This window comes from Prauserella oleivorans (assembly GCF_042685745.1).
Classification (GTDB): domain Bacteria; phylum Actinomycetota; class Actinomycetes; order Mycobacteriales; family Pseudonocardiaceae; genus Prauserella_A; species Prauserella_A oleivorans.
Window position 1 is genome coordinate 2349149 of the sequence record NZ_JBHUNT010000001.1, and the last position, 20631, is coordinate 2369779.

The 20631-nt window shown below is 69.6% G+C and carries 18 protein-coding genes; 15 read left to right on the forward strand and 3 right to left on the reverse strand.

Features of this window, described 5'->3' with window-relative positions; genetic code table 11:
• Positions 1-29: 29 nt before the first annotated feature.
• From ACFSZT_RS11600 to ACFSZT_RS11630, 7 genes are all read left to right on the forward strand, one after another.
• Complete coding sequence (locus tag ACFSZT_RS11600; protein WP_377392834.1) at positions 30-455, forward strand: nuclear transport factor 2 family protein; 426 nt, start codon at positions 30-32, stop codon at positions 453-455.
• 34 nt (positions 456-489) lie between these two features.
• Positions 490-1578, forward strand: coding sequence for an LLM class flavin-dependent oxidoreductase (locus ACFSZT_RS11605; protein ID WP_377392837.1), 1089 nt, complete (start codon positions 490-492; stop codon positions 1576-1578).
• A gap of 63 nt (positions 1579-1641) precedes the next feature.
• On the forward strand, positions 1642-2145 hold the full coding sequence (locus ACFSZT_RS11610; RefSeq protein ID WP_377392840.1) for a flavin reductase family protein: 504 nt from the start codon (positions 1642-1644) through the stop codon (positions 2143-2145).
• Positions 2142-3416: a bifunctional 3,4-dihydroxy-2-butanone-4-phosphate synthase/GTP cyclohydrolase II gene (locus ACFSZT_RS11615; protein WP_377392843.1), complete on the forward strand. Its 1275-nt coding sequence runs from the start codon at positions 2142-2144 to the stop codon at positions 3414-3416. The genes ACFSZT_RS11610 and ACFSZT_RS11615 overlap by 4 nt, the downstream gene beginning before the upstream one ends.
• A gap of 42 nt (positions 3417-3458) precedes the next feature.
• Positions 3459-5324 (forward strand): GAF domain-containing protein, encoded by a 1866-nt coding sequence (locus ACFSZT_RS11620; RefSeq protein ID WP_377392845.1) that lies wholly within the window; start codon positions 3459-3461, stop codon positions 5322-5324.
• A 159-nt stretch (positions 5325-5483) separates the two neighbouring features.
• Positions 5484-6392, forward strand: coding sequence for a hypothetical protein (locus ACFSZT_RS11625; protein ID WP_377392848.1), 909 nt, complete (start codon positions 5484-5486; stop codon positions 6390-6392).
• A gap of 115 nt (positions 6393-6507) precedes the next feature.
• The gene (locus ACFSZT_RS11630) at positions 6508-7248 is read left to right on the forward strand and encodes an SDR family NAD(P)-dependent oxidoreductase (RefSeq protein ID WP_377392851.1); all 741 of its coding nucleotides are present in this window, start codon (positions 6508-6510) and stop codon (positions 7246-7248) included.
• Here the strand turns inward: ACFSZT_RS11630 and ACFSZT_RS11635 are convergent.
• Positions 7242-8441 (reverse strand): TetR/AcrR family transcriptional regulator, encoded by a 1200-nt coding sequence (locus ACFSZT_RS11635; RefSeq protein WP_377392854.1) that lies wholly within the window; start codon positions 8439-8441, stop codon positions 7242-7244. The genes ACFSZT_RS11630 and ACFSZT_RS11635 overlap by 7 nt on opposite strands.
• Before the next feature lie 154 nt (positions 8442-8595).
• Here ACFSZT_RS11635 and ACFSZT_RS11640 point away from each other — a divergent pair, with 154 nt between their 5' ends.
• Positions 8596-9807, forward strand: coding sequence for an acetyl-CoA C-acetyltransferase (locus ACFSZT_RS11640; protein ID WP_377392857.1), 1212 nt, complete (start codon positions 8596-8598; stop codon positions 9805-9807).
• Between the two features lie 16 nt (positions 9808-9823).
• On the forward strand, positions 9824-11995 hold the full coding sequence (locus ACFSZT_RS11645; protein WP_377392860.1) for a 3-hydroxyacyl-CoA dehydrogenase NAD-binding domain-containing protein: 2172 nt from the start codon (positions 9824-9826) through the stop codon (positions 11993-11995).
• A gap of 228 nt (positions 11996-12223) precedes the next feature.
• Here the strand turns inward: ACFSZT_RS11645 and ACFSZT_RS11650 are convergent, their stop codons facing one another.
• On the reverse strand, positions 12224-13246 hold the full coding sequence (locus ACFSZT_RS11650) for a 2-hydroxyacid dehydrogenase (RefSeq protein WP_377392863.1): 1023 nt from the start codon (positions 13244-13246) through the stop codon (positions 12224-12226).
• Between the two features lie 139 nt (positions 13247-13385).
• Between ACFSZT_RS11650 and ACFSZT_RS11655 the strand changes: the two genes are divergently transcribed.
• From ACFSZT_RS11655 to ACFSZT_RS11680, 6 genes are all read left to right on the forward strand, one after another.
• The gene (locus ACFSZT_RS11655; RefSeq protein ID WP_377392866.1) at positions 13386-14327 is read left to right on the forward strand and encodes a LysR family transcriptional regulator; all 942 of its coding nucleotides are present in this window, start codon (positions 13386-13388) and stop codon (positions 14325-14327) included.
• 102 nt (positions 14328-14429) lie between these two features.
• On the forward strand, positions 14430-15230 hold the full coding sequence (locus ACFSZT_RS11660; protein WP_377392869.1) for an alpha/beta fold hydrolase: 801 nt from the start codon (positions 14430-14432) through the stop codon (positions 15228-15230).
• The gene (locus tag ACFSZT_RS11665; protein ID WP_377392872.1) at positions 15227-16201 is read left to right on the forward strand and encodes an NAD(P)H-quinone oxidoreductase; all 975 of its coding nucleotides are present in this window, start codon (positions 15227-15229) and stop codon (positions 16199-16201) included. The genes ACFSZT_RS11660 and ACFSZT_RS11665 overlap by 4 nt, the downstream gene beginning before the upstream one ends.
• Positions 16202-16283: 82 nt before the next feature.
• Complete coding sequence (locus ACFSZT_RS11670; RefSeq protein WP_377392875.1) at positions 16284-16874, forward strand: flavin reductase family protein; 591 nt, start codon at positions 16284-16286, stop codon at positions 16872-16874.
• The gene (locus ACFSZT_RS11675; protein ID WP_377392878.1) at positions 16871-18337 is read left to right on the forward strand and encodes a 4-hydroxyphenylacetate 3-hydroxylase family protein; all 1467 of its coding nucleotides are present in this window, start codon (positions 16871-16873) and stop codon (positions 18335-18337) included. Before ACFSZT_RS11670 ends, ACFSZT_RS11675 begins: the two co-directional genes overlap by 4 nt.
• Complete coding sequence (locus tag ACFSZT_RS11680; protein WP_377392880.1) at positions 18334-19008, forward strand: DUF1028 domain-containing protein; 675 nt, start codon at positions 18334-18336, stop codon at positions 19006-19008. Before ACFSZT_RS11675 ends, ACFSZT_RS11680 begins: the two co-directional genes overlap by 4 nt.
• 352 nt (positions 19009-19360) lie before the next feature.
• On the opposite strand, the gene ACFSZT_RS11685 is transcribed toward ACFSZT_RS11680, so the two are convergent.
• Complete coding sequence (locus ACFSZT_RS11685) at positions 19361-20566, reverse strand: IS110 family transposase (RefSeq protein WP_377478238.1); 1206 nt, start codon at positions 20564-20566, stop codon at positions 19361-19363.
• Positions 20567-20631: the final 65 nt, after the last annotated feature.

Consider the following 20631-nt stretch of genomic DNA (forward strand, 5'->3'; position numbering starts at 1 on the left):
CGCGACACGCGTTCAACGAGGAGCCGCATATGACTGCCGGTAGTCCGACCAAGACGGTCGAGGAACGGAACAAGGAACTGGTCGCCTCGTTCATGGAGGTGTTCTCCGCAGGCGAGGTCGACAAGATCCTGTCCTACCTTTCCGATACCGCCACCTGGTGGGTGGCCGGGAACCTGGAGGGAATCTCCGGGACCAAGAACAAAAAGGAGTTCGGCGAGATGCTCGCCGGACTGTCCGCGCTGACCGTGACCGGTGCCATCAAGCTGACTCCGCTGGCCTGGACCGCCGAGGGCGATCGGGTGGCCGTCGAGACGGAGTCCTATTCGGAGCTGAAGAACGGCCGCGTCTACAACAACCTCTATCACTTCGTCTTCGAGATCCGGGACGGCAAGATCGAGCGCATCAAGGAGTTCCTGGACACCGAGCACACGCGAGCGGTCTTCCTCGCCCCGTAAGTCACGACAGCAACCCTTACGAAGGAGATTCCCGATGGACGTCGGCATGCTGCTGGTCTTCCAGAATTGGTTCGAAAACGTCAGCGACGAGGAAGTGTTCACCCGCGAGCTCGAAATGGGTGTGCAGGCCGAGAAATACGGCTTCGACTCGGTGTGGTCGGCCGAGCACCACTTCGACGACTACTCGATGTGTCCCGACAACCTGCAGATCATGGCCTACATCGCGAGCCGTACCTCGCGGATCAAGCTCGGCACGGGCGCGGTGATCCTGCCGTGGAACGACCCGCTGCGGGTGGTCGAGAAGGTCACGATGCTCGACCACATGTCGAAGGGCCGCGTGCTGTTCGGCATGGGCCGGGGCCTGGCGAAGATGGAGTACGAGGGTTTCCGGGTGGACATGAACGAATCCCGGCAGCGCTTCGACGAGGCCGCGGAGATGGTCATTCGCGGCCTGCGCAACGGATACGTCGAGAACGACGGGCCGTTCTACAAGCAGCCGCGCGTGAACGTCCGCCCCGGCCCGAGTGGACGGTCCTGGGACGGCAGGCTGTTCGGCGTCGCGATGTCGCCCGACTCCATCCCGGCGATCGCGAACCTCGGCGTGCAGATGATGACGTTCATGCAGTACGACTTCCCCCAGCACGTGGAGGCCATCGAGCGGTGGCGCGGGTTGCACCGCGAGGCACACGGCACCGAGCCCGGACCGCCGCTGCTGCAGGACTTCGTCTACTGCCACGAGGACCCCGAGGAAGCCAAGCGCGTCGCCCATGAGCACATCTCGCAGTACTTCCTGTCCGTCATCAAGCACTACGACTTCGCGGGCTCGCACTGGCGGAACACGAAGGGCTATGAGGCCTACCAGGTGGGCGCCGACATGATCCGCGAGGCGGGCATGGAGAACGCCGCGAGCGCCTACGTCGAGGCCAACGTCTACGGCACGCCGGAGGAGATCGTCGAGAAGTACGCGGCGCGGCGCGAGCTGGCCGGCGACTTCATGGCCAACGCGGCGTTCTGCTTCGGCGGCCTGCCGCTGGACAAGGCCGAGGCGAGCATGAAGCTGTTCGGCGAGAAGGTCATCCCCGAGTTGCACAAGATGAAGGCCAAGACCCCGGCCGGAGTCTGATCGCAGGCGCGGTCCGGGATCCCGCGTGGTCCCGGACCGCGCCGGGACAAGGCGGGAGCTGGAATGGACACCGCGACGTCTCCGTCGTTGACCGAGGAATTCCGCGAGGTGATGGCCGGGGTGTGCACCCCGGTCTCGGTGGTCACCACGATCGAGGGCACCCGGCCGCACGGCACCACGGTGAGCGCCTTCGCCTCGCTGTCGATGACACCGCCGATGGTGCTGGTCGCCCTCGACCGCGGCTCGGAGCTGCTCGCCCTGCTCGGCGCCACCGGCCGGTTCGGCGTGAACGTCCTCGGCAGCGCTCAGGCGGACCTGGCCGTGCGGTTCGCGGGCAAGGGCAAGGCGAAGTTCGACGGCGTGCCCTGGACGCTCGCCCATGGCGTGCCGCGGCTGTCCCGCGTGCCGGGCTGGCTCGCGTGCACGGTGGACAAGTTCGTGGAGGGCGGCGACCACGTGATCGCGCTGGGCCTGGTCGTGGCCGCCGAACGACGGGCCGGTCCACCGCTGACCTACCACGCACGGTCGTTCGGCACGCACACCACGGCAGGAGGGAAGTCCGCATGACCCGTTCACCGAGTGAGGCGGTGCAGCACGCCGTCGCCGCGCTCGCCCAGGGCAGGATGATCGTGGTGGTCGACGCCGACGACCGGGAGGCCGAGGGAGACCTGGTCGCCGCCGCCGGGTCGGTCACCGCGGAACAGCTGGCGTTCGTGGTGCGGCACAGCACCGGGATCGTGTGCGCGCCCATGACGGCGCGGCGCGCGGACGCGCTGCGGCTGCCGCTGATGGTCGCCGACAACACCGACCGGCACGGCACCGCCTTCACCGTCAGCGTCGACCACGTCTCGACCGGAACCGGTGTGTCGGCGGTCGACCGCGCGGCGACCCTCCGGGCGCTCGCCGACCGGGCCACTGGCCCCGACGAGCTGCGCCGGCCCGGCCACATCTTCCCGCTGCGGGCCCGCGAGGGCGGCGTCCTCGTGCGGGCCGGCCACACCGAGGCGGCCGTCGACCTGGCCGGCATGGCCGGGGCCGGGGACGTCGCGGTGATCAGCGAGCTGGTGGCCGACGACGGGTCGATGTTGCGTGGCGCGGCGCTCGCGGAGTTCGCGCGCGCCCACGACCTGCCGCTGCTGCACATCGCCGACCTGGTTCGCTACCGGCGGGCGACGGAACGGCTGGTGGAACCGGTGGCCAGCGCCGCCATGCCGACGGAGTTCGGCGACTTCCGGGCGGTCGCGTACCGGTCGACGCTCGATGGCACCGAGCACCTCGCCCTCGTCCTGGGTGACGTCGCCGAGGCCGGGCACACCGACGCCGGGGCGCTGGTACGGGTGCACAGCGAATGCCTGACCGGAGACATCCTCGGTTCGTTGCGCTGTGACTGTGGTGCCCAGCTGGAGCAGGCGCTGCGGGCGGTCGCCGACGAGGGCTCTGGCGCGGTGGTCTACCTGCGCGGGCACGAGGGCCGGGGGATCGGGCTCGCCCACAAGATCCGCGCCTACGCCCTGCAGGAGCAGGGTCTGGACACCGTCGACGCCAACCTGGCGCAGGGGTTGCCGGTGGACTCCCGCAGCTACGGCATCGGTGCGCAGATTCTCGCCGACCTGGGCATCCGGCGGCTGCGTCTCATCACCAACAACCCGGCCAAGTACGGCGGGCTGGACGGGTACGGCCTGGACATCGTCGGCCGGGTGGCCCTGCCGGTGACGCAGACCCCGCACAACGTCCGGTACCTGCGTACGAAACGCACCCGGATGGGTCACCAGTTCGGTGCCGACCGGCCGTACCCGGTCGTGGGTATGGACCGGACCGGCCGGCGTAAGGCAACGTAGGAGCGCCCGCAGAACCGGCATTCAACGATGAAGGCGGTTTCCATGCACGACTCGACCGTGCGTGCCCTGCCGTCGGCGGAGCTGGCGGATTCGCCGTGGTACGACTGTGCCGGGCCCGACTCCGGGCACCGGGAGCGCGACGTCATCGCGGCCTTCAGCGAGATCACGACCGAGGCGATCACCGCCACTCGGCTGGAGGGGCTGCTCAGCCTGCTCGGCCGGAAGCTGTGCCAGCTGCTCGGGGTGATGCGGTGCTCGGTGTACCTGCGCCGCGACGACGGCCGGTTCCGGGGCGCCGCGGGATACTGCGAGCGGGACGGTGACATCTCCGCCGCCGTCCAGGCGCAGGAGGCGGGCATCCCCGGCGACCACTTCAGCCGCGAAGTGATCGACACCGCCGCGCCGGTGCTGATCAGCGACGTGACCAGCGATCCGCGGCCGCACCGGCGGACGATGGAGCACTGGCACGTCCGGGCGATGTTGGGTGTGCCACTCGTGTTCGACGACGAGGTGATCGGCCTCATCTTCGTCGACAACGTCGACCAGGAGCACGTCTACACCGGCGAGGACGTGGCACTGGCCGAGCTGTTCGCCAGGCTCGGCGCGCTGTTCCTGCGGCAGGCGATGCTCAACGCGGACCTGAAGAAGAAGGCCGCCGAGGTGGTCCGGCAGAAGAACACCCTGGCTTACCTCGCCGACGTGCACCAGAAGCTGACCAACGCCGTGCTCGACGGCGCGAGCATCCAGGCCGTCGTGACGCTGCTGGGGGAGCTGTCGGCCAAACCTGTGGTGCTCTACAACGAGGACTTCCAGGTGCTGGCCTGGTCGGCACCGCCCGCCCTGAAGATGACGCAGCCGCCGGTGCTCTCGGCGCGGATCCGGCAGCTGCCGTCGGTGCGGCGGACACTGGCCGGCCTCAGCGCGAGCTGCCCGTCCGCCGTGGTGCCGCAGACCCTGGCCGTCGGGCTCGGCCGCAGGCACCTGATGTGCCGGCTGGTCATCGAGGGCCGCCCCAGCGGGTATCTCGGGATCGTCGAGGTCGGGCGCAGCCTGGAGCACCGGGACAGCAAACTCGCCGAGCACGGGGCCACCGTCCTGTCGTTGCAGATCCTCTCCGAGCGCAGGCAGGCCGAGGCCGAGGGCCAGGCGCGCGAGGACTTCCTGTCCGACCTGCTGCACCGCGCCCGCGATGCCGAGCAGCTGATCCGGCGCGGACCACAGTTCGGCGTGGATCTGTCCCAGCCCCACGTGCTCGTGCGGTTCTCGCTCGACCACGCCAACCAGAGCGTGAGCGTGTCCGTGGGCCGCAAGCTCGTGATCGAGGCGCTGGCGCGGGCGCTGGACACCCCGGACCCGGCCGCCGTCAGCCTGCCGGGCGCGGTGATCGCGCTGGTCCGGCTGCCCGAGGGGGCGGAGCCGGAGGACCTGCGGGAGGCCGTCGGCGAGGTGCGCACTGCGCTCGCGCCGCGGCTGAACGTGCGCACCGCGGCGATCTCGGCGGTGTGCCGCGGCCCCGAGGACTTCCCCATGGCACACCGGGAGCTGCGGGAGATCGACGAGCTCGCCCGGTCGTTCGGCTGGGCCGGCGGGGTCCTTACCGCCGACGAGCTCGGCCTGTTCCGAGTGGTCGCCGCGACCGGCCGCGTCAAGGAGGCCGTGCACTTCGCCCACAACTTCATCCGCCCGCTGCAGGACGGTGACGGCGACGCGCTGCTGGAGACCTGGCGCGTGTTCGTCAAGGCGGAGGGAAAGGTGCAGGCCACGGCCGCCGAGCTGGGCGTGCACGAGAACACGATCCGCTACCGGCTCGGCAAGATCCGCCGCCTCGTGCATCAGGATCCGGCCCGGCTCGACTGCCTGTTGCAGGCCCGGCTGGCGTTCCAGATCCTCGACCTCGCCGGCTGGTGACCGGTCGCCGGACGCGGCGACCACCGATCCTGACCACCGATAATCCGGCCGCGTTGACGAAGCTCGTGACAGGTCGTGCTTCGAGACGGCCGTGCGGGCGATCGTGCGGTGGGAGACTGGGCGCCGGGAGACTTGGGAGCAAGCGGAGTTGGGGGCGTCGTGCTGACGTTCGACGAGGCGCGTGAGGTGCTTCGGCGGTATCTGCGGGCGCACCCGCGGTTGCCGGTGGGGTATATCGCACCGGAGGGGCTTGAGGACGCGACGCACTATCTGCCGTTCTGGCGTGAGCAGGAGGCACCGGTGGATGGGCAGTTCGCGTACTTGCTCCGGAACAGGCGCGTGTTCTTCGTCGACAAGCGCACCGGTGAGGTGACGGAGGAACTGCGCAACGCGGCGCACAAGCGGATCATGGCGATGACGCCGGTGCGCTCGGAGGGCGAGTCGAGCGGGCACGACGTGGCTGCTGACGTGGCCGACGTGACCCGCCTGCACGCCACCCCGGAACAGGTGGCGCGAGCGCGCAGGGCCGAGCGGCGGATCACGCTGATCTCGGTGATACCCGGCGCGTTCGGGCTGTTCTCCCTGTGGATGGGCGTGATCGCTCCGCTGCTCGACGGCGAGCCGGTCGCGATCCCGGCGGTCGTGATGGCGGCGATCCTGATCGGATGCGTGATCGGGGCGTTCTTCATGGCGCGCACGGCGCGGGCGGCGAGCCGGCGTTCCGTCGGCGCCGACGGTCTGGTGTTCGCCGTGTCGCCCGATGCTCTCACGCTGGCGGACCGGGTGATCCCGTGGCGTGAGGTCGAGAGCGTGACGTTCCGGAACACCGCGGAGGTCGGCACCGCCGGGATCGGTCAGCGACTCGCCGCGGCGTCCGGGCGCAGCTTCCACAACATCATCGTGACGCTCACGGACGGGTCGACGGCCACCTTTCCGTTCGGCTCCCTGCTCGGCACCCGCGAGTTCGAACAGGCGCAGATCGCGACCTGGAGCGTGGCCCCGGTGAGGGTGAGGCGCACCGGTCGGTACGCCGACCCCGGCGACGTCGCGCCGATGCGCGACTGCTGACCCTGCGACTCGCCAGTTGTCGGAAGCCACAACCGGCGCGGTGCGTGGCGCTGGACCGGGCTCGGTGCGGAGATGTTGCCTCGGGATGCCAACACACTCGGATCGGAGGCCAGGAATGACAGTCGCGTTCGTCACCGGGGCGACACAGGGAATCGGCCGCGCCACCGCGGAGCGGGTCGCCGCCGACGGAGTACACGTCGTGTGCGCGGACATCCAGGAGACGGCCACCACCGTCAAGGCCATCGAGGCCGCGGGCGGCACGGCCGAAGCGGTGTCGCTCGACGTGCGGTCCGCGAGCGCGTGGGAGGAGGCGGTGTCCGGCGTGCTGGAGCGGCACGGCCGCATCGACTTCCTCGCCAACGTCGCCGGCGTGGTCAACATGGTCAGCGAGGACACGGTCGTCGGGCTCACCGAGGAGGGCTGGGACTACGTCATCGATACCGACCTCAAGGGACCGTGGCTCGGCATGCGTGCCGTCATACCCGGCATGATCGACAGTGGCGGCGGCCGGATCGTCAACATCTCCTCGCTCGCCGCCCTGCGGGGCCTGCCGAACCTCGCCGCCTACAGCGCCGCCAAGGGCGGTGTCGCGGCCCTGACCAGGCAGGCCGCCTACGAGTACGGCCCGCACAACATCCTCGTCAACGCCATCGCCCCGGGCACCATCGACACCCCGATCCTCGGCGACATCACTCCCGAGATGAAGGAGGCCAACGCGGCCGCGCACATCATCAAGCGGCTGGGCCGCCCGGAGGAGATCGCCTCGATGGTCGCCTACCTGTTCCGCGAGGGCTCCTTCCTGACCGGCCTGACCTACCCCGTGGACGGCGGCTGGTCGGCCAAGGGCAACTACTGACCCAGCACGGCGCCCAGCAACGCCACCAGCTCGGCGGCCAGGTTCGGCCTGCGGTTGACCCGCCGGGTCCGGGTGAGGTCGTTGGCGACGGTCAGCGCCGCGTGGACGGTGATCTTGGCCTCGCGGCCGTCGAGCTCGGGGCGGGCGGCCTCGAGCAGCTGCACCCAGCGCGCGACGTAGTCCCGCTGGATGCGCAGCAGTTCCGCCCGGTCGCGCTCGTCGATGTGCACCCGGTCGACCGAGAACGACACGAGCAGCTCCGGCGGCCCCGTCAGGGTGGCCACGTAGGACTCGGCGAGCCGGTGCAGGGCCTCCCGCGCGTCCGGGGATGCACCACTGCGCAGGGCGTGCTCGGCGGCCAGCGCGAGCCGGTCGCCCGCCCGGCGCCCGATGGCCCCCAGCAGGCTCGCCTTGCTGGGAAAGTGCCGGTAGACGCTCGGCCCGGCGATGCCCGCGGCCCGGCCGATGTCGTCCATGCTCACCGCGGTGAATCCGTGCCTGCGGAACAGGTCGGTGGCCGCGGTGAGGATCTGCTCGCGCCGGGACGGCGTGCCGAGTGGCAGCTCCGGCTCGCCGGTGTCGCCGGGCGTGGGGTCGTGCTCGGGCAGATCGGCATGCAATACCCGTAGCGCGATGTCGACCAGCAGCTGCTCGAACCGCCGTTTGGCGACGCTCGTGCGGTGCACCGAGACGCTGCCGAACACCGACAGTCCGGCCCAGCACAGCAGCTCGGCGTCGTCGGGCGGAAGGTCGGGACGCACGCGCATGAGCACCTTCGCCCAGGTGGCGAGCATCGCCGTGGAGCGCTCGCGGATGGCGCGCTGGCTGTCCGGGTCGAGGTGCCTGCCCTCCCAGCGCCACAGGGCCGCGACCTCGCGCCGCTCGACCGACTTGGCGGCCAGCCGGGTCAGCAGCGTCCGGATCTGCTCCGGGGTCGGGTGCTCGCTCGCGCGCACGGCCGCGTCGGTGGCCGCCTCGATCTCCTCGAGCCCGGAGAGCAGTACGTGGGCGAGGACCGCCTGCTTGTCCTTGAAGTGCCGGTAGAGCGCGGGACCCGTGATGCCCGCGGCCGCCGCGATGTCGTTGATGCCGACCCCGTGGTAGCCCCCCGCTCGGAACAGCTCGGCCGCGACGGCGGCGAGCTGGCTCTTGCGGTCGCGTGGGCGTTTCCCGCTGGTCGGTCGCTGAGTCATAGGTGATCCCACTTTAGCGCGCGATGTTGCGGCGACAACCCATTGACACCATGCGCCGGAAGCGGATTATGTTAGTAGCGATTAGCACCGCAATGGGCAGTGTTGACCATGCGGCCGAGGTGGCCGCCGGCAAGGGCCAGGAAGGACCGTTGGTGTGAGTACAGAGGCGTTCATCTACGAGGCCATCCGCACGCCTCGTGGCAAGAACAAGGGCGGATCCCTGCACGGGACCAAGCCGATCGACCTGGTGGTCGGCCTGATCGACGAACTCAAGGCGCGGCACCCCGGCCTGGACCCCGCGCTGATCGACGACATCGTCCTCGGCGTCGTATCCCCGGTGGGCGACCAGGGTGCCGACATCGCCCGGGGCGCCGCCATGGCCGCCGGCCTGCCGGACACGGTCGCCGGCGTCCAGCTCAACCGCTTCTGTGCGTCCGGGCTCGAAGCGGTGAACACGGCCGCGCAGAAGGTCCGCGCCGGCTGGGACAAGCTCGTCATCGGCGGTGGCGTGGAGTCCATGTCGCGCGTGCCGATGGGCTCCGACGGCGGTGCGATGTTCACCGACCCGGCCACCAACTACGACACCTACTTCGTGCCGCAGGGCATCGGAGCCGACTTGATCGCCACGATCGAGGGCTTCTCGCGCGAGGACGTCGACCGCTTCGCCGTGCGCTCGCAGGAGAACGCCGAGAAGGCCTGGTCGGCCGGCTACTTCGCGAAGTCGGTCGTGCCGGTCAAGGACATGAACGGCGTGACCATCCTCGACCACGACGAGCACCGCCGTCCGGGCACCACGCTCGAGTCGCTGGCCAAGCTCAAGCCGGCCTTCGAGGGCATCGGCGAGATGGGCGGCTTCGACGCCGTGGCGTTGCAGAAGTACCACTGGGTGGAGAAGATCAACCACGTCCACACCGGCGGCAACTCCTCCGGCATCGTCGACGGCGCCGCGCTGGTGCTGGTCGGCAACGAGGAGATCGGCAAGACCGCCGGTCTCACGCCGCGCGCCCGGATCGTCGCCACCGCCATCACCGGCAGCGAGCCGACGATCATGCTCACCGGCCCGACGCCCGCCACGAAGAAGGTCCTCGACATGGCGGGCCTGACGATCGACGACATCGACCTGTTCGAGCTCAACGAGGCCTTCGCGTCCGTCGTGCTCAAGTGGATGAAGGACCTCAAGATCCCGGAGGAGAAGGTCAACGTCAACGGCGGCGCCATCGCGATGGGGCACCCGCTCGGGGCGACCGGGGCCATGATCCTCGGCACGATGGTGGACGAGCTGGAGCGCCGTCAGGCCCGGCGGGCGCTCGTGACCCTGTGCGTCGGCGGCGGCATGGGCATCGCCACGATCATCGAGCGCGTGTGAGGACGAGAGAAGACCAATGACTGAAGCCAAGACCATCCGCTGGGAGCAGGACTCCGACGGCATCGTCCTGCTGACGATGGACGACCCGAAGCAGTCGGCCAACACGATGAACGACGACTATCGCCAGTCGATGGGCGTCATCGTGGACCGGCTGGAGGCGGAGAAGGACTCGATCACCGGCGTGGTGCTCACGTCCGCCAAGAAGACGTTCTTCGCCGGCGGTGACCTCAACGACCTCATCAAGGCCACGCCGGAGGACGCGGCGGCCATCACCGACACGACCAACGAGCTCAAGTCGCAGCTGCGCAGGCTGGAGACGTTCGGCAAGCCGGTGGTCGCCGCCATCAACGGCGCCGCGCTCGGCGGCGGCCTCGAGATCGCCCTCGCCTGCCACCGCCGTATCGCCGCCGATGTCAAGGGCAGCGTCATCGGTCTGCCTGAGGTCACCTTGGGCCTGCTGCCCGGTGGCGGCGGCATCGTCCGCACCGTGCGGCTGCTCGGTATCCAGAGCGCGATCATGAACGTGCTCGTGCAGGGTCAGCGGCACAAGCCGGCGAAGGCACTGGAGCTGGGGCTCGTCCACGAGCTGGTCGACTCCGTCGACGAACTGGTGCCGCGCGCCAAGGAGTGGATCAAGGCCAACCCGGACGGCGGTGTGCAGCCGTGGGACCAGAAGGGCTACAAGATCCCGGGCGGCAGCCCGTCGAACCCGAGCTTCGCGGCGAACCTGCCCGCGTTCCCGGCGAACCTGCGCAAGCAGCTCAAGGGCGCTCCGATGCCCGCACCGCGCGCGATCCTGGCGGCCGCCGTCGAGGGCGCCCAGGTGGACGTCGACACCGCGGCATTGATCGAGACGCGCTACTTCGTCAGCCTGGTGACCGGCCAGGTCGCGAAGAACATGACCAAGGCGTTCTTCTTCGACCTGCAGCGCATCAACTCGGGCGGCTCCCGGCCGGATGGCTACGAGAAGTACACCGCGAAGAAGGTCGGTGTGCTCGGCGCGGGCATGATGGGCGCCGCTATCGCCTACGTCGCCGCCAAGGCGGGTATCGAGGTGGTGCTCAAGGACGTCTCCCTGGAGAACGCCGAGAAGGGCAAGGGCTACGCCGTCAAGCTCGAGGAGAAGGCCCTCAAGCGCGGCAAGACCACCAAGGAGCGCTCCGACGCGCTGCTGAGCCGGATCACGCCGACCGCCGACCCCGCGGACTTCAAGGGCGTCGACTTCGTGATCGAGGCCGTGTTCGAGAGCCAGGAGCTCAAGCACAAGGTCTTCGGTGAGATCGAGGACATCGTCAACCCGGACGCGGTGCTCGGCTCGAACACCTCGACGCTGCCCATCACCGGCCTGGCCCAGGGTGTGCGGCGCCAGGAGGACTTCATCGGCATCCACTTCTTCTCGCCGGTGGACAAGATGCCGCTCGTGGAGATCATCCGCGGGGAGAAGACCTCCGACGCCACGCTGGCGAAGGTCTTCGACTTCACGCTGCAGATCAAGAAGACGCCGATCGTCGTCAACGACAGCCGGGGCTTCTTCACCAGCCGCGTGATCGGCACGTTCATCAACGAGGCCGTCGCCGCCGTGGGCGAGGGTGTCGAGCCCGCCACCATCGAGCAGGCGGGTGCGCAGGCCGGCTACCCCGCGCCGCCGCTGCAGCTGATGGACGAGCTGACGCTGACCCTGCCGCGCAAGATCCGGCAGGAGACGCGGGCGGCGGTCGAGGCCGAGGGCGGCACGTGGAACGAGCACCCGTCCGAGGCCGTGATCGACCGGATGATCGACGAGTTCGACCGCAAGGGCCGCTCGTCCGGTGCCGGCTTCTACGAGTACGACGAGAACGGCAAGCGCGTCCGGATCTGGCCGGGCCTGCGGGAGGCGTTCAACTCGGGCAGCAAGACGATCCCGTTCGAGGACCTCAAGGAGCGCATGCTCTTCGCCGAGGCCCTGGAGACCGTCAAGTGCTTCGACGAAGGCGTGCTCAAGACGGTGGAGGACGCCAACATCGGCTCGATCTTCGGCATCGGCTTCCCGGCGTGGACCGGTGGTGTCATCCAGTACATCAACCAGTACGAGGGTGGCCTGAAGGGCTTCGTCGCACGTGCCCGTGAACTCGCGGAGCGCTACGGCGACCACTTCCTGCCGCCGCAGTCACTGGTGGAGAAGGCCGAGAAGGGCGAGATCTACGAGTAATCCCCGGCCGTAGGCAGGGAGTGTTGCCGAGGGCGCTTCGGCCGTGACCGACGGCCGGAGCGCCCTCGCGTGTGTCTGCCGTTCCCGTTGCCGTGTGCGCCGTTCGGGTAGCCGTGTCTGCCGTTCCCGTCGCCGTGTGCGCCGTTCGGGTAGCCGTGTCTGCCGTTCCCGTCGCCGTGTGCGCCGTTCGCGTCGTCCGGGAGCCCACCGTCGCCCCGGAACACGGCGTCACAGCGACGGTGCAGGCGCCGGTGTGCGCAAGGCGCCGACGCCGTTGACGACGGCATCCGGCAGATCGCCGCGTAGCGCCTCGCCGAGCGAGGCCAGGGCGCCCGAGACCATGGCCTGCGTCGACTCCACGGTCGAGCCCGCGAGGTGCGGTGACAGGAACACGTTGTCCAGCCCCGCCCAGCGGTGCGGACCGGTCAGCGGCTCCTCCGAGAACACGTCCAGTGCCGCGGCCTTGATCTCTCGCGCACTCAGCGCGGTGTGCAGCGCGTCCTCGTCGACGATGGCGCCACGTGCGGTGTTGACCAACACCCCGTCGGGACCGAGCAGCCGCAGCCTGCGCCGGTCGATGAGGTGTCGGGTGTCGCCGGTGAGCGGGACGTGCAGGGTGAGCACGTCGCTGCGCGCGCACAGCTCGTCCACATGGGACACGCGCTCCAGCGGCAGCGCGGCTGCGAGCTCGGCGGAGATGGCCGAGCGGTGGTGGTAGAGGATCCGCTGGACGCCGAACGCGTGCAGCCGCCGCGCCACACCCCGGCCGGTGCGTCCCATCCCGAGGATGCCGACCGTGCGGCTGCTCAGGTCGTACACGCCCTCCGCGGCCGCCTCCGCCATCCACCACTCGCCGCGGCGGGTGCGCTCGTGATTGACCAGCGCGTTCTTGACGAGCAGCAGCATCGCCATGACGGCCCATTCGGCGACGCCGCGGGAGTTGGCGCCAGGCGTGTTCACCACGGGGATCCCGAGCTCCCGCGCCGCCTCGACGTCGATCGAGTCGTACCCCGCCGTCGGCTGCACGATCAGCCTGCACCGCCGCGCCGACTGCAGCGCGGCCCGGTCGAGTCGCATTTCCCCGGTCCAGTCGCCGAGCACGAAATCGGCGTCCGCAATGCGCGCGCGGAGTTCCTCCGGAGAACGTGGATCGAGAATGTGAAGTTCGTGCTCGGGAATGTCCGTGATGGTGTGATATACCGGCAGAATCACCTTTCCGGGACTTGTACTGAGGATGGTGGGCTGGGACATCGGGCTCCTACGGACGGACATTCGACGCCTCAGTGAAACCCACCGAATTTACGGGGAGATCACCGTCATGTTACCGGTACGCGTTGCGCGTACCCGGGCGTCGACGGAGCGTCCCGCCGGCCCGTTGGAGCACATCAGGATGGACCACCTCAAGGACATTTCGATCACACAGTTGCGCTACTTCATCGCGGCGGCGGAACGGGAGAGCATGACGCGCGCCGCGGAGGACCTCTTCGTGGCGCAGTCGGCGATCTCGTCGGCGGTGACACACCTCGAACGCGAGCTGCGGACCCAGCTGTTCATCCGCAGGCGCGCGAAGGGACTGATCCTCACCAGCGCGGGCAGCAAGCTGCTCATGCACGCCCGGCGGGTGCTGGACTCGCTCGCCGAGTCGCTGGAGGAACTCGCCACCGACGGCCAGGTGACGTGGGGAGACCTGCACGTCGTGTGCTTCAGCACGATCGTCCCGTTCTACCTGCCGGACATCCTGGCCGGGCTCCGGGACGACCACCCCGGGCTCACCGTGCACGTGAGCGAGGCCGTGGGCGGCGAGGTGAGCGCCTACCTCGAGACGGGCCGCGCCGAGGTCGCGCTCACCTACGACCTCGGCCTCGGCGACCTCGTCGAGCGCGAGACGCTGGCCGAGATGCGCCCGTACCTCGCGCTGTCGCAGGACCACCCGCTGGCCGGTCACAGCCGGCTGCGCCTCGCCGACCTCGTGGCCGAACCGATGATCCTCGTCGATCTGCCGCACAGCCGTGACTACTTCCTCAGCATCTTCACGGGGCTCGGGCTCACGCCGAACATCCAGTACCGGTCGAGCAACTACGAGGCCGTCCGGGCAATGGTGGCGCAGAACCACGGCTACGCCGTGCTCAACCAGCGGCCCGCGATGGACTCCACCTACGCGGGTGGCCGGGTGGTCGCCGTGCCGATCGCCGAGGACGTGCCCTGCCTCGACATCGTGCTGGCGTCGCTGAAATCGGCGCGGATCAGCCGCCGGGCGGAGGTGTTCGGCGCGCGCTGCCGGGAGGTCGTGCGCGCGGCGGCCGGTCAGGGGGCGCCCGCTCGCACGGCGTGAGGTGTCCATCGGTTCAGCCGATGCTGCTCTTCTCGTTCCTGTGTTTGACCTGCTCGGATCCGTTCTCCGAGAATCGAGGTCGAAATACTGTTCGGAGGACGCGTGATCGCCCAAGAATATTCACCGGGATATGTGCTCACCGACGTAGGGCGGCTGCATTACGTCACCCGAGGCACCGGGCCGGTGCTGGTTTTGCTGCACCAGACACCGCGTTCGTGGGACGAATTCGAGCCGGTGCTGAACCAGCTGGACGGATACCGCCTCATCGCGCCCGATCTGCTCGGACACGGCAATTCCGCGCCGACTCGGGAAAACACGATCGAGGAGCACGCGGCGGGCGTGCTGGGGCTGCTCGACGCGCTCGGGGTGAGCCGATTTCATCTCGTCGGCCACCATTTCGGCGGGCTTGTCGCGTACCACGTGGCCGCCGTCGCGGCGGAGCGGGTGGAGTCGCTGGTGCTGTCCTCGACGCCGTACATCGACGCGCCCGAACGCGAGCGCAGGCGCCAGGCCGAGCCGTTCAACGTCGTGCCGCCGAGCGAGGACGGGAGCCATCTCGCCCGGCTGTGGCAACGCCGTACGGACTACCTTGCCGGCCCCGATCAGGGCGTGCTTTCGCGGTACATGCGCGACGTGCTCGGCCACCCGGACGCCGATCGGGGCCACGCGGCCGTCGCGAAGTACCGCTCCGAGGACTATGTCGGCAGCTACGCCGGTCCGGTGTTGTGCATCGCCTCGGCCAGGGATCCGCGGGCCTTCCCGGTCCGCCACCGGATCCGGACGGCGTTCCCGCACGCCCGCGAGGTCGTCCTGGCCGACGGCGACATCTCGGCGCCGGAGCGGGTGCCCGGCGAGTTCGCCGAGGCGATCCGGGGCTTGCACGCGGAAACCGTCGCCGCATGATGCGCGCCGCACGGTTTCACGGACAGGGCGGACCCGACGTCGTCCGCATCGACGAGGTCCCGCGGCCGGTGCCCGCGCCGGGCGAGGTGCTGGTGCGGGTGAGCGCCTTCGGCCTCAACAACGCCGAGGTGTTGCAACGGCGCGGAGTCGTGCCCGCGCCGGCAGGCGGTGTGCCGGGGCTGGAATGCGTCGGCCGGGTCGTCGAGACGCGGGCGGGTGCGGACGGGCCCGCCGTCGGAGACCGGGTGGGTGTGCTGTTGCGTGGCGGTGGGTACGCGGACTACGTGGCCGCGCCCGCCGGGGCATGTCTGCCTGTGCCGGACGATGTGGACGAGGTCAAGGCTGCGGCTGTTCCCGAAGCCGCTGTGACGGCGTGGTGGAACCTGGTCCACAGAGGACGGGTGCGCTCCGGTGAGCGGGTACTCGTGCACGGTGCCGCGGGCGGCGTCGGCATGCTGGCCGCACAGCTCGCCCGGGAGCTCGGTGCGGAGGTGATCGGCACCGCACGGGGCGCGGCGAAGGTGGGTCTGTGCCGGCAGCTCAAAGTTCCGCACGTGATCGACTACGGCGCCGACGACGTGGCCGCCGCCGTCCTGCGGCAGTTCCCCGGCGGAGTCGACGTGATCCTGGACAACCAGGGCGGGCCTGCCCTCGAGCGCAATGTCGGGATGCTCGCGCCGCTCGGCAGGCTCGTCATCGTCGGCACGCAGGCGGGCCCGGTGGGCGAACTGGACGTGGGTCGGTTGATGGGTCTCGGTGCGGAGGTGTCGTCGTCGAGCCTCGGCAAACTCGACGACGCTCGCCGAGTGGCCCTGTGCGCGGAGGTGGGCGAGCGGGTGCTGCCGCTGGTCGCCTCGGGTGGCATCGTTCCGGTCGTCGACTCGGTGTTCCCCCTTTCCGGCATCGTCGCCGCACACGCGCGGTTCGAGCACCCCGAGCGGATCGGCAAGGTCGTCGTGACGACCGGCTGAGGGCCGCTGCATCGGATTTCGCGATCCACCGTAGAAGAAACGTCTGTTTGCCCGATGCGGTGTTCGACGGGAGCATGAACGCATGACAACCGAACCGGCGCAAGCGATCCAGGTCCATGCAGTCGTCCACAAAGGAGGATCCATCGTGCGAGATCGGCTCGCTGCGACGACCTCACATGCGTTCGTCAGGGCGTGCAGCAGGACCGCGACGCCCGTCACGATCGTGACCACGGAGGCAACGCACGGTCGGTTCGGGCAGACGGTGTCGGCCTTCAGCCGGGTTTCGGACGAACCGCCGGTGGTGGGTGTCTGCATCCAGCGACGGAGCCCGATCAACGACGTGATCGCGCACCGGCGCGGGTTCAACGTGTCGGTGCTGGGGGCCGGACACGCACCGGTCGCGGACAGTTTCGCCGGCCGGGAGTCGGCAGACCGGCCGCCCTTCACCTTCCTCGACGACGAGTGGCGGCCCGGCGAGAACCGCCTTCCGGTGCTCGCCGGCGCGGCCGCCGTCTTCGAGTGCGACCTCGCCGATATCCGCGATATCGGCACGCATCACCTGTACCTCGGCCGGGTGCGGCGCGCGGAGTACGCCGACATCGAGCCGTTGCTGCATCTGCGGGGCGCCTATCGCCGGCTCGCATCGAACTCACGGGAGGAGACCCACAGATGATCAGGACCGGTGACGAGTACCGCGCATCCATCAGCACGGGCCGCAAGATCTGGATCGACGGCGAGACCGTCGACGACGTGACGACGCATCCGATGTTCCGGCCCATTGTGGACATCCGGGCCCGTATCTACGACCTCGCCCACGAGGAGTCCACACGCGACGTCATGAGCTACGTCGACCCGGAGACGGACGAGCGCAACAGCGTGGCCAACAAGCTGCCGTTCACTCAGCAGGACTGGATCGACAAGCGCGCCGCCATCGATGTCGTGCTCGACGAGGCCCGCGGTGTGGTGACCCGGGTCGGCGACGAGACGATCGGCGAGATGTGGTCGCTCTACGACGGACAGGACGTGCTCAACGAGGTGGACCCCCGGTTCGCCGAGAACATCCGCAACCACGTGCACAAGGCAGTGGTCTCCGACCCGTTCCACATCTCCGCCAACACCGACCCGAAGGGTGACCGCTCGAAGCGTCCGCAGGATCAGGATCCCGACATGCTGCTGCACGTGGTCGCCGAGACCGACGCAGGCATCGTCGTGCGCGGCGCGAAGTACGAGACCGCGGCGCCCTACGCGACACAGGCGTTCACCAAACCGACCATCGCCAACTGGGGCGACGACCAGCTCTCCGACTACGCCGTGGGCTTCGTGCTCGACCTGAACAACCCGGCGTTGAAGTTCATCTGCCGCACGGGATTCGCCGGGCGCAAGCCAGCCGATGACTATCCACTGTCGAATCGCCTCGACGAGGTCGAGGCGCTGGTGATCTTCGACGACGCGCTGATCCCGTGGGAGGACGTGCTGTTCTACCGGCACACGAGGGCGGCCACGTACATCCGCGGGACGCTGCACCGGTACAGCGCGCTGCCATACGTGCACCGTTCGATCCGGTACGCGGACCTGATGATCGGTGCCGCCCTCGCGAACGTCCGTCAGACCGGATTGGATAAGAACCCCGCCGTGCAGGAGAAGCTGGCGGTGCTCGCGTGTTACCGGGAGGGCATCGACGCTCATCTCACGGCGTCGATCGCCAAGGCCGAGCCCAGCCCCGGTGGGCTGCTCATGCCGAACCCCTCCCTGCTGTACGCGGGGCGCGTGTGGGCGCAGACGCAGCTGCCGCAGATGATGCACATCGCGCGTGAACTGTGCGGCGGCCAGATCTGCATCACCCCGGACTCGGCGACGTTCGCCATGCCCGAGGCGCAGCCGTGGCTGGAGAAGTTCTACACGCTCAACGACGAGTGGCACTCCGACGACCGGCGCAGGCTTCTCGCGTTCGCCCGGGACCTGCTCAACAGCGACTACGCGGGCCACCGGGTGACCTTCCAGCTGTTCGCCCAGGCGCCGCCGTACTCGCACTACCAGGCCGTGTACCGCAACTTCGACTACGACGGCCCGCTCGACCTCGTCAGGGAGGCGGCCGGTCTGTCGGAGCGGGTCGGTGCGAAGGCGGGGCAGGCATGACCTTCTCACTGGCCGCGCTCGACCGCGACTCCGGTGCGTTCGGCATGGTGATCGCCTCGTCCTCCCCGGCTGTCGCGTCGCGCTGCCTCGGTCTGCGTGCCGGTCTCGGCGCGAGCGCGACGCAGAACGTGACCGACCCGCGGCTGTCCGGCCGGATTCTGGATCGCCTGGCCACGGGCGTCGCCGCGCGGGAGGCGCTCGATGCCGTCGTGGCCGAGCACGAACTGCGCGACTACCGTCAGCTCACCGTGGTCGATGCGGAAGGCCGGACGGCCGTGTTCAGCGGAGCGGGAACGCTCGGCAAGCACCACCACGTCGCCGGCGACGGCGTCGTGGCGGCAGGCAACATGCTCGCCGGACCGGAGACCATCGAGGCCTACGTCCGCGGGTACGAGGCCTCCACCGCGGCGGAGTTCGAACAGCGGCTGCTGGATGGCCTCGCCGCGGCATTGGACGCCGGCGGCGAGGAGGGCCCGGTCTATTCGGCGGGGCTCGTCGTGGTCCGCGAGGTCGAGTGGCCGGAGACGACCCTGCGCGTGGATTGGGCGGAGGACCCGTTCGCGCGGCTCGCCGAGGCGTGGGCCGTCTGGGCGCCACAGCGGGACATCTACGTGCAGCGCGCACTCGACCCGTCCGCCGCGCCCAGCTACGGCGTGCCCGGAGATCCGTAGGCCGGCAGTGGGCGCGGGCGGTCGGGTGGTCGCGGGTCGTAGGTGCGGGGTGATCGCCGGCCTGCTGGGGTTGGTTGCCGAGGTCCGGTGGTCGAGTCGGTCTGGTGGGTGCCCGGCGTTGTGCGCTCGGAGGCGTGCGGGCGTGTCGAGACGTGCGCACGGGTTCGCGCAGCGGTCGGTGTGACGCGCACGATGGCCGTCGTTGCGCGGATTCTGCGGCGCAGGTCCCTGTCGGCAGCCGTCGTTCGTACCGTCAGGGCGTCGGGTAGGTGTGGTCGGTGGGGGTGGTGATGTGGAGTTGGCCGGTGTTGGTGAGGTGGAAGTGCCAGCGGGGGGTGTCCCTATGTGGTTGTCAAGCCGCAGCGGGTGTGGTCTTGGGTTGCGGGGTTCGGTAGTGGGTGCGGTTGCGGAGCATGGCGAAGAGCACGTCGCAGCGGCGGCGGGCCAGGCAGATGAGGGCGGCGTTGTGTTTCTTGCCCTCGGCTCTCTTGCGGTCGTAGTAGGCCCTGCTGGTGGGGTCGTGCAGGGCGGCGAAGGCGGCCAGGAAGAACGCCCGTTTGAGCTTGCGGTTGCCGGTGCGGGCGGGGTGTTCGCCCTTGATCGAGCTGCCGGAGGTGCGGGTGACGGGGGCGATCCCGGCGTAGGCGGCGAGGTGGCCGGAGCTCTTGAAGGCGGAGGCGTCGCCGATCTCGAGCAGGATGCGGGCGGCGGTCCTGACCCCGATGCCGGGCATGGAGGTCAGGACCCCGGCAAGAGGGTGCGCATCGAGGATCTCCTCCACCTCGTTGGCGACTGTTTTGCGTTGGTGCAGCACGGTTTTCAGGCTGTCGGCGAGCCGTGGGAGCACGGTGTCGGCGGCCGCCGTGCCGGGGACGGTCACGGTCTGCTCGTCCAGCGCGGCGAGGATGCTCTCGACCAGCTTGGCGCCCATGCGGGGCGCGTGCGCCGTGGCGATGGCGCTCAGTTTGCGGCGTCCGGCTGTACGGATCCCGGCGGGGCCGCCGCAGCGGGAGAGGATCTCCAGCACGGCCGCGTGTGTGATGCGGGGTCCCAGGACGCGTTCCAGGGCGGGGTGGATGCCGGTGAGCAAGCCGCGGATGCGGTTGCCGAGGCGGGTGCCCTCACCGGCCAGGTCATCGTCGAACCCGACCAGCACCCCCAGCTCGGCAAGGGCGTCGTCACCGACATCGACCTGGCGCAGCGTGTGCGGCAGGCTGCGGGCGGCATCGGCGATGATGAACGCGTCCCGGGCGTCGGTCTTGGCGGTGCCGGGGTACAGGTCGGCGATGCGGCGCATTGCCAGGCCGGGCAGGTAGGCCACCTGGTGCCCGCAGGCGCGGGCAACCGCGACCGGCAGCGCGCCGATCGTGGCCGGTTGATCGACCACGACCAGCAGCGGCCCGTGGGCGGCGAGCGTGTCGAACAACGTTCGCAGCTTGGGTTCGCTGTTGGGCAGTGGCCCGTCATGCAGCCGCTTCCCTGCCGGGTCCAGGCCGACGGCGTGGTGGTTGCCTTTGCCGACGTCCAACCCCAGGAACACGCCATAACCGCTGGTCATCCACCACGTCCTTCGTCCGTCGCGGGTGGTCGCCGGTCGAGCATCGATGGCCGGCACCCACGTTA

Bases quoted from the DNA above. Each gene is read 5' to 3' on its own strand.
- ACFSZT_RS11610 (WP_377392840.1), top strand. From the start codon at position 1,642: ATGGACACCGCGACGTCTCCGTCGTTGACCGAGGAATTCCGCGAGGTG.
- ACFSZT_RS11605 (WP_377392837.1), top strand. From the start codon at position 490: ATGGACGTCGGCATGCTGCTGGTCTTCCAGAATTGGTTCGAAAACGTC.
- ACFSZT_RS11675 (WP_377392878.1), top strand. From the start codon at position 16,871: ATGATCAGGACCGGTGACGAGTACCGCGCATCCATCAGCACGGGCCGC.
- ACFSZT_RS11685 (WP_377478238.1), bottom strand. From the start codon at position 20,566: ATGACCAGCGGTTATGGCGTGTTCCTGGGGTTGGACGTCGGCAAAGGC.
- ACFSZT_RS11635 (WP_377392854.1), bottom strand. From the start codon at position 8,441: ATGACTCAGCGACCGACCAGCGGGAAACGCCCACGCGACCGCAAGAGC.
- ACFSZT_RS11615 (WP_377392843.1), top strand. From the start codon at position 2,142: ATGACCCGTTCACCGAGTGAGGCGGTGCAGCACGCCGTCGCCGCGCTC.
- ACFSZT_RS11655 (WP_377392866.1), top strand. From the start codon at position 13,386: ATGGACCACCTCAAGGACATTTCGATCACACAGTTGCGCTACTTCATC.
- ACFSZT_RS11665 (WP_377392872.1), top strand. From the start codon at position 15,227: ATGATGCGCGCCGCACGGTTTCACGGACAGGGCGGACCCGACGTCGTC.
- ACFSZT_RS11680 (WP_377392880.1), top strand. From the start codon at position 18,334: ATGACCTTCTCACTGGCCGCGCTCGACCGCGACTCCGGTGCGTTCGGC.
- ACFSZT_RS11600 (WP_377392834.1), top strand. From the start codon at position 30: ATGACTGCCGGTAGTCCGACCAAGACGGTCGAGGAACGGAACAAGGAA.
- ACFSZT_RS11620 (WP_377392845.1), top strand. From the start codon at position 3,459: ATGCACGACTCGACCGTGCGTGCCCTGCCGTCGGCGGAGCTGGCGGAT.
- ACFSZT_RS11670 (WP_377392875.1), top strand. From the start codon at position 16,284: ATGACAACCGAACCGGCGCAAGCGATCCAGGTCCATGCAGTCGTCCAC.
- ACFSZT_RS11650 (WP_377392863.1), bottom strand. From the start codon at position 13,246: ATGTCCCAGCCCACCATCCTCAGTACAAGTCCCGGAAAGGTGATTCTG.
- ACFSZT_RS11645 (WP_377392860.1), top strand. From the start codon at position 9,824: ATGACTGAAGCCAAGACCATCCGCTGGGAGCAGGACTCCGACGGCATC.
- ACFSZT_RS11630 (WP_377392851.1), top strand. From the start codon at position 6,508: ATGACAGTCGCGTTCGTCACCGGGGCGACACAGGGAATCGGCCGCGCC.